The organism is Hominilimicola sp. (assembly GCF_046972485.1).
GTDB classification, from domain to species: domain Bacteria; phylum Bacillota; class Clostridia; order UBA1381; family UBA1381; genus Hominilimicola; species Hominilimicola fabiformis.
In genome coordinates this window covers 1-8,679 of record NZ_JBKVWU010000092.1, presented here as the reverse complement: position 1 = coordinate 8,679, position 8,679 = coordinate 1, and the positions used below count along the sequence as shown (strand labels likewise).

The window sequence follows — 8,679 nt, the reverse complement described above, 5'->3', positions numbered from 1 at the left end:
GCGAAGTTTAAAATCATATACGATAATGCAATGACCGCCATAGGAACAAGGGTGAGATAACGCTTTTTTATAATATCGATGATTTTATCTTCTGGGTTGACTGCTTTGTGTGCGTTGTATATCAGATATAGAAGTGCAGGCAGATATAATATCTGGAACGGTCTGCAACCTACCGCACATGCCCAAAATGCAAGTGAAAGACCTATTTTGTTTTTCAAAGCATAGTATATTGCCATAAGACTTAATGTAAAAGCCATATTTTGAGCGATAAACCATACCCAAGCATTTTGTGCAGTCATAAGCCAGTTTGAACCGACTGTAAGAAGTAATGTGAAAAATATTGCGGTTTTACTTTCAATATCAAAATGCTTTAATATCTTAAATGCGTATACCGCTCCCAAAAGCGATACCGCAAATGCAATCATACTGTCACAACTGTTCCAGCCGATAAGCACAAACGGCAGCATAGCATAAGACGGAAACGGCGGAAAGCTTACATAATATTTATTATTGAAAATCGCAAGCTCAAGATACGGATAGTCACGCCCTAAATCAAGTCTGCCCTCAAGCCAAGACTGAGCTTGAAGTATGTACGAATTATATGGCTGTGATTTCCAAGGCCATTGTCCCGTAAATGTCCAGGCGACGAAGAAAACGGCTGTAACACAAAGACAAAGTACAAGAATATTTATATAGTCCGTATTTTTTGTTTTTAATGGTTTTACTGTGCTCATATTAATCCTCCGTTATAAAATTTGTTTCCAACACAAGTATCCTGTCAAATAAATGCCTAAACCTATTGCCATTGAGGCTGTGATAATAGGTTCTGTCCATTTGTGTCGTTCCGAAAAATCTGAAAGGAAAAGGAATGCCGGAATTGCACAAGTCATATATCTCGGAACGCTTATAACCCAGTCGAAACTTGTGTTTAAAATCAGATACACAACGAGATATGCAGTGTACATACTTTTGTGCTTTCTGATACCGTAAAATAAATTTGCGGTTACAAAAATTATTGCAGCCAAAGACGGAATCCATACAGACGCAAGCATATCTTTGTCAGTACCCAAATTTAATTTTGAAACGATTGAATTGATACCCGTTCCGAAATATGCGGAGCCGTGTCCCCAAATTGTTCGTTGATATTCAAGGAATTTAAAGCAGTCGCCTGTGACTTTATAGTTACAGAACAGATAAATTCCTGTTCCAAGTAGCATTAAAAATATCCAAAGTCCTTTGGAGTAGAAAAGTTGCCATACTGTTTTTATATCCTTGTTTTTAAGCTTTTCAAATATTTTGTAATGTTCAAGCCATTCAACTGCCGCAGGTATCGCAAGCAGTATTCCGAGCATTCTCGACAGTGCTGCCGCGGCACCCCATATACCGACAAGGTACCACTTATGTTTTCTTATATAATATAAAGTTGCAGCAGATGTGAAAAGCAACATACTTTCATTCATAAGTGTTCCGAAAAACAGTGCGTGTGGAAATACCGACATATACACTATTGCACGAACGGCAACAGATTTACTGTAATCTATTGAAAACAGTTTGTATAGGAAACAGCACGCACCCGAATACAGTGCGAATGAAGTCAAAAGTCCGCTTACTCTCAAATCTCTGAAAATAATATTGACAATCCTCATAAGCCAAGGATATAACGGAAAAAATGCAAGAGTTGTAAAATTTTCACCTTCCGTATAGTATGTATATCCGCCTGTAGCAATGCGAACGTAGTTATTTGCGTCCCATTTCATATACTGTTCAAGTATATCGCCAAAACTGTTTATGTTGTCATTGAACATATATATTATCACTACGGAAAACAAAAATACTATAATTCTGAAAGAGAATGCCAAAAGAAATACGCATAGTATATCCTTTTTTGTGGTTTTATAATTTGATGAAGTACCTTTGTAACAAGTCAATTCAGATATGTATTTGTTGTTTGAAAATTGAATACCTGAATTTGTTACAACTCTTAATGCTATAATAAGTACGGCACTCCAAATGATTATACTTGATAAAATAGAAGTAAACATTTATAAAGCTCCTTATATTAAAGTCCTAAAATAAAAAGCGTATAACCTCTGCAAATGCAATGGTTGAAAACGCTTTTTATAGTTTTATTCATCATACATTAAACCTAAACAAAACAATATCTCCGTCTTTCATAACGTAGTCTTTACCCTCACTTCTTACAAGACCTTTTTCCTTAGCGGCTGTCATACTTCCGCATTCCATAAGGTCGTCATAGTGAACAACTTCCGCACGGATAAATCCACGCTCAAAGTCTGTATGAATTTTACCTGCCGCTTGAGGTGCTTTTGTTCCTTTTGTGATAGTCCATGCACGAACTTCAGGTTCGCCGGCTGTAAGGTAACTGATAAGACCAAGCAATGTGTAGCTTGCTTTGATAAGTCTGTCAAGACCTGATTCGCTCATATTAAGTTCTTCAAGGAACATTGCCTTTTCATCACCGTCAAGCTGAGAAATTTCTTCTTCTATTCTTGCACTTACAGGCATAACCTGTGAGCCTTCTTTTGCGGCAAGTTCTTTAACTCTGTTTACAAATTCGTTGTTTTCGATACCTTTTGAGAAATCGTCCTCCGCAACGTTTGCGGCATAGATAACCGGCTTCATTGAAATAAGCGAAATTTCTTTCATTATAGCCATTTCGTCGTCTGTGTATTCAATACTTCTTGCAGGAAGTCCTTCTTCCAAAGTCGCTTTAACTCTTTCCAAAAGTGCAAGTTCTGTTGCAAGTGACTTGTCGCCCTTCATAGCTTTCTTTGTACGGTCAATTCTTCTCTCAATCATTTCAATATCAGAGAAAATAAGTTCAAGACTGATAGTTTCAATATCGCGGATAGGGTCGATTGAACCGTCAACGTGAGTGATGTTTGCATCCTCAAAACAACGTACAACGTGAACAATAGCGTCAACCTCACGAATGTGAGATAAGAACTTGTTTCCAAGACCCTCACCCTTTGAAGCACCTTTTACAAGACCCGCTATGTCAACAAATTCGATATAGGCGTGAGTAACTTTCTTAGGGTGATACATTTCTGCAAGTTTGTCAAGACGTTCGTCAGGAACGTCAACTATACCGACATTCGGCTCAATCGTACAGAACGGATAGTTTGCCGATTCTGCACCTGCCTGAGTTATTGCATTAAATAATGTTGATTTACCTACGTTAGGTAAGCCTACGATTCCAAGTTTCATTATGTTTTTCGTCCTTTCGTAGTGCCTGAAAATATATTCGACACCAATTTGTGAAAATTTTATGAATTTATTATATAACATTTAAAACATTTTCGCAATACTCTTTATTATTTTTTCGGTTTATGGTATAATAAATGTATCATATTAAGATGAAAAAACAGGAGGACAAAATAATGGCTAACAATAAGGTACTTATAGTAGATGACGATGAACATATAGTAGAACTTATAAAACTTTATATGGACAAAGAGGGGTTTGATACCGTTACCGCAAACAACGGTAAAAAAGCCGTTGAACTTTTTAAGTCAGAGGCACCGGCTATTGTAATTCTTGATGTTATGATGCCTGAAATGGACGGATGGCAGGTGTGCCGTGAAATCAGACGTGTAAGTAATATTCCTATTATAATGCTTACCGCAAAAGGCGAAACATTCGATAAGGTGCTTGGTTTGGAACTCGGTGCGGACGATTATATGGTTAAGCCTTTTGAGCCGAAAGAACTTCTTGCAAGAGTTAAGGCTGTGTTGAGAAGAAGTGATACAAAGGAATCAAATGCGGAAAAAGAAATTGTTTTCCCTAACCTTACAATAAACCTTTCAAACTACGAACTTAAAATAAACGGAAATATAGTTGAGGTACCGCCGAAAGAACTTGAACTTTTGTATTTCCTTGCGTCAAACCCGAACAGAGTGTTCACGCGTGAACAGCTTTTGGAAGAAGTATGGGGATTTGATTATTTCGGTGATTCGCGTACAGTTGACGTTCATATAAAAAGACTTAGAGAAAAACTTGAGGGCGTTGAGGCAAATTGGCAGCTGAAAACCGTATGGGGCGTAGGTTATAAATTCGAGGTAAGATAATGTTTAAGAGTATTTTGGGACGTTTGTTTTGGACGTATGCTATAATACTTATGCTTGTTTTTACGTCGGTTGCGGTTACGGTCGGTATATTTGTAAATCATTTTGCAATAAGCACTCATATGAATAATGTTATAAGCGTATCGCAGAATTTGGAGTACTGGACAGGATCACTGCAAATAGAAGATACCGATTATCGTGCAAGAGCGGCATATAAACAGCTTTTAAGGTCGTGGGGCAGCTTTTTGAACTCTGATATTATAGTAACTAATTCAAACGGTGAAGTTTTGGAAAGTACAACAAGTTCCGCGACCGTTCCGGACGAACTTGTACATATTGTAACAAACGGAAATATCGTAAAGAAATACAGCACATTAAACGGTTCGTATAAAAATAAAATGATGGTTATAGGTGTACCGATTAAATATCAGGGAGGTATTGTTGGAGCGTCATTTTATGTGACAGGCATTTTTGATATAAGAAAAACGACGCTTGAGTTGTTTATGATGGTTGTTGTTGCATCACTGTTTTCTGTGTTGGCAGCATTTGTGCTTGTGTATATGCAGTCTAAGAAAATCTCGAAACCGATAGAGGAGATTAATAAGGCTGCAAGGGGAATTGCGTCAGGTAAGTTTGACAAACGTGTTGAGGTGACAAGTGCCGATGAAATAGGACAGCTTGCGTCAAGTTTTAACTTTATGGCGGATTCCATAGAGGCATTGGAGGATACAAGAAGTGAGTTTATAAGCGACGTATCGCATGAACTCAGAACTCCTATGACGAGTATTTCTGGATTTATCGAGGGTATTTTGGACGGTACAATTCCGCCCGAAAAAGAAAAGGAATACCTTAAAATCGTGCTTGACGAATCAAAACGTCTTACGAAAATGGTTAATGATATGCTTGAAATGTCAAAAATGTCGTCAAGCGAATATAAACTTGATGTGTCTGAATTTGATTTGAACGAGCTTACAAGAATTTGTATAATCGGTTTGTGTAACAGAATTGACGAGAAAAATCTTGAACTTAATGTTGATTTTGAAGATGACATTTTGAAAGTTATAGCAGATAAAGACGCGATAAAACGAGTTGTCATAAACTTGCTTGACAATGCGATAAAATTCAGTTATCCTAATACGACAATCGGTATAAGAACATGGATTGAGGACGGCAGAGCGAGATTTTGCGTAGGTAATTTCGGTGACGGAATAAGCGGTGCGGATTTGAGCAATATTTTCAATCGTTTCTATAAAACCGATAAGTCACGCGTAAATGAAAAGAGCGGTGCGGGACTGGGTTTGTCGTTTGTTAAAAATATTATGACATTGCATAAGCAAAACGTTTGGGTTGAAAGTGTCGATACAAAGGAAGGCTCAACGGTTAAATATACAAAATTCACGTTCACACTTGAACTTGCGTGATTTTGGTATTGACTGACAATGAAAATAGGTGTAAAATAGTATTATATGAATTTCAAGGAGGAAAAATTTAATGGCTGAATTACGTTGGAACCCACTAATAAAGGATTGGGTAATGATTGCATCACACCGTCAGAACAGACCTCAGATGCCAAAGGATTGGTGTCCGTTCTGTCCGGGTTCGGGAAAGGTTCCTGACCACTTTACAGTGTATGAATATGATAATGATTTCCCTGCACTTTCACAAAATCCGCCTGTACCGGATGATGTTGAAACAAGAATTTACAAGACAAAGCCGGCATACGGCAAGTGCGAAGTTATTTTGTACTCACCGGAGCATACTGTAACATTGCCGGAACTTCCTGTTGACCATATCAGAGAACTTGTTGATTTGTGGACAGAAAGATTTGTTGAAATAAGCAAGGACGAAAAGATTAAGTATGTATTTATTTTTGAAAACAGAGGTGACGTTGTAGGTGTTACAATGCCTCACCCTCACGGTCAGATTTACGGTTATTCTGTAATTCCGAAGAAATTACAGCTTGAAATGGAATCATGTAAGGAACATTTTGACGAAACACATAACTGTCTAATCTGCGATATGCTTGAAGATGAAATGAACTGCGGTGACAGAATTATTATGGAAAACGAAGATTTCGTTACATTCCTACCATTCTTCAGTGAATATCCTTACGGTATGTACATAGCCGCAAAGCGTCACGTACAGAATTTGTCACAGCTTACAGACAGTGAAAAGACAAATCTTGCAAAGATATTAAAGGAAACAACAGGTACATTTGACAGTTTGTTTGATTATAAGTTCCCTTATATGATGTGTATGTATCAAAACCCTGTAAACGGTGAAGATGTATCTGATTATTACCACTTCCATATCGCATTCTATCCGCCGATGAGAAGTGCAGATAAGATTAAGTATAACGCATCTTCTGAAACAGGTGCTTGGGCTCACTGTAACACAACTGCTCCTGAAGCAATGGCTGTTGAACTTAGAGCCGCACACGAAAAATTTCTTAAAAAAATGAACGGCTAAACCGAATGAGTCTGTCGACAATTTATCGACAGACTTATTTTTTGTTTAAAAAGTGTCACATACACAAAAAGTCGGTTTATAGCCGATAGTGTTTTCAAAATCGCTTTTAATCATATTTATTGAATAATCGACCTTATCTGCTTCAACGATTGCCCAAATACCTTTATCCTGACATCTTGCGGCGGCTATGCCGTCTGTATTGCGTGCAGTATTTGCAAGAAATTTATGCTCTGTGCCAATATCCCAAAAACGTTCCATGGATTGTTCCGAATTGTTTATTTCGCGGAAAAGTGTTTTTATATCACATCGTTTTAATGCGGCGGAAACGGTATTAATGCGTGTATTTTCGGTGGATAGGTGATACATATATTTAGCCGCTTTGCTGTTTTTAAACGATGATTTTGCGGTGCTCAGTATTTCGGGCGTCAAGTCTGATATTGAATTGACGTGAGGGTATAATCTTCGTATTTCAGACATGGCATATTTAATGTGCTTTGAATGGTTGCTTAACGGTTCTGTGCAGTGTGCGGTAAGAATTTTGTAGCCGGAAAGCGGCAACGGCAGGTTTTTCGGCTCACCACTGTTCATAAGTGTACAGTAGCCTTTTTTAGAAAAAAGTACAGCGAGATAAGGCGTTAAATCGTCGCTTAATGCACATATTGCGGCGGTTTCAAGAGGGGTGAGTTCTATATCACTTACTTGCATAAGTGATTTTATCAGTGCAGCCGAAAAAGCGTGTTTTGAGGATATAAAATTCGGTATCGTGTTATTGTACAGTATTTCTGCACCTTTTAAACCGCTGTTTTCAAGTGCGTGTATTAACTCGGCAAAGAATTTTGTTTTGCCTTTAAAAAGGTCTGTGGACGTGCTGAAAGGGTATTGCAGACATTTGTCTGTGGTAGTGTTTTCGATTTTTACATAGTTGCCGCCGCTTTTTCGTGCGAACATTTCAACTCGCATTGATAATGTACAGCATAACGACGGTGCAGTGGGTATATCTGTATGTCCGAGAAGTGTGCATAATGCGCCGTATGAGGTGTAGTGAAGAAATTTGCCTGATGTTTCGTACCGCTTGTAAAAGTCCTCTTTTAAAGTGAGAAAATTCAAAAAAATCACTCCTTTTTATTAGCTTGCCCATAATTTTGAATTAAATTCATTGTTGATTTGACGTTGCTTTAATCTCAGATAAATGAAAGGCTCCCCTTGAGGGGAGCTGTCGACAAAGTCGGCTGAGGGGTGGCTAAAATAAGAATATCACACGAATAGAAAAGCCACCACACCACCGCAAGCGGTCCCCTCTCCTCAAGGAGAGGCAAGGGACGACGAGGCACCGTCCCGTACAAGTTGGGAAATCCATACTAAAAGGCTCCTCTCGAGTGGAGCTGTCGACAAAGACGATTGAGGGGCTAAATATATATTTTTTTTGGTGAACGATGACCGCCTCTACGAATGTTTTGCTTGAGGGGAGAAATTAGCGTTAAAATCCCAATACAACTTGACAATTCACTTAAAAAAAGTTATAATAGTTAAATCGTAAGTGAAAATAAGAGAGGAATGACATAAAATGGCTGATGAAAAGGAATTTGTTTTAACACGAGAAGGTAAATTGGAACTTGAAAACGAACTTGATACTTTAAAAAATGTTACAAGAAAAGAAGTATCTGAAAAAATTAAAGAGGCTCGTTCATTTGGTGACCTTTCGGAAAATGCCGAATATGATGAAGCAAAAAATGAACAGGCAGAAGTAGAGGCAAGAATTAACGAAATCGAATATATGCTTAAATATGCAAGAGTTATTGACGATGAAGAAATCAAGTCAGACGTTGTAACTCCGGGTTCAAAGGTTGTTCTTGCAATATTCGGCGGTGAAGAAAAGTACACAATCGTCGGTTCAACAGAGGCTGATCCTTACAAGAACAAGTTATCATACGAATCACCTATCGGTGCGGCTTGTCTTAACAGAGCGGCAGGCGAAACTGTAAAGGCAAACACTCCCGGCGGTGAGATAGAATTTAAAATTCTTTCTATTGAAAAATAATCAAAAAAATAATTTAATAAGAAATTTAAGTGCGGTATTTGAATACCGCACTGTTTTTTTGCATAAATTTTCTTAGGGGGGTGAGGC

The 8,679-nt window shown here is 38.0% G+C and carries 8 protein-coding genes; 4 read left to right on the top strand and 4 right to left on the bottom strand.

Features of this window, described 5'->3' with window-relative positions; translation table 11 throughout:
- The 3 genes from ACLTU0_RS09040 to ychF all read right to left on the bottom strand — a co-directional run.
- Positions 1 to 734, bottom strand: a 734-nt coding sequence (locus ACLTU0_RS09040; protein ID WP_412322128.1) for a hypothetical protein, incomplete at its 3' end; no start/stop codon positions are given.
- Positions 735 to 746: 12 nt separating this feature from the next.
- Positions 747 to 2,042 carry a glycosyltransferase family 39 protein gene (locus tag ACLTU0_RS09035; RefSeq protein WP_308457018.1) on the bottom strand — a complete coding sequence of 432 codons (1,296 nt, stop codon included), beginning with the start codon at positions 2,040 to 2,042 and terminating at the stop codon, positions 747 to 749.
- A gap of 91 nt (positions 2,043 to 2,133) precedes the next feature.
- Entirely contained in the window at positions 2,134 to 3,228 is a 1,095-nt protein-coding gene (gene ychF, locus ACLTU0_RS09030) for a redox-regulated ATPase YchF (RefSeq protein WP_022230131.1), read from the bottom strand.
- A gap of 173 nt (positions 3,229 to 3,401) precedes the next feature.
- On the opposite strand from ychF, the gene ACLTU0_RS09025 reads away from it, so the two are divergent.
- The 3 genes from ACLTU0_RS09025 to galT all read left to right on the top strand — a co-directional run bounded on the left by ACLTU0_RS09025 (position 3,402) and on the right by galT (position 6,554).
- On the top strand, positions 3,402 to 4,088 hold the full coding sequence (locus ACLTU0_RS09025; protein ID WP_022230132.1) for a response regulator transcription factor: 687 nt from the start codon (positions 3,402 to 3,404) through the stop codon (positions 4,086 to 4,088).
- Positions 4,088 to 5,506 carry an ATP-binding protein gene (locus tag ACLTU0_RS09020; protein WP_412322125.1) on the top strand — a complete coding sequence of 473 codons (1,419 nt, stop codon included), beginning with the start codon at positions 4,088 to 4,090 and terminating at the stop codon, positions 5,504 to 5,506. The genes ACLTU0_RS09025 and ACLTU0_RS09020 overlap by 1 nt, the downstream gene beginning before the upstream one ends.
- A gap of 70 nt (positions 5,507 to 5,576) precedes the next feature.
- On the top strand, positions 5,577 to 6,554 hold the full coding sequence (gene galT / locus ACLTU0_RS09015; protein ID WP_022230134.1) for a galactose-1-phosphate uridylyltransferase: 978 nt from the start codon (positions 5,577 to 5,579) through the stop codon (positions 6,552 to 6,554).
- 45 nt (positions 6,555 to 6,599) lie between these two features.
- Here galT and ACLTU0_RS09010 read toward each other — a convergent pair whose 3' ends face one another.
- On the bottom strand, positions 6,600 to 7,661 hold the full coding sequence (locus tag ACLTU0_RS09010; RefSeq protein ID WP_412322123.1) for a hypothetical protein: 1,062 nt from the start codon (positions 7,659 to 7,661) through the stop codon (positions 6,600 to 6,602).
- 457 nt (positions 7,662 to 8,118) lie between these two features.
- Between ACLTU0_RS09010 and greA the strand changes: the two genes are divergently transcribed.
- Entirely contained in the window at positions 8,119 to 8,592 is a 474-nt protein-coding gene (gene greA / locus ACLTU0_RS09005; protein ID WP_022230136.1) for a transcription elongation factor GreA, read from the top strand.
- The last annotated feature ends 87 nt before the right edge of the window (positions 8,593 to 8,679 follow it).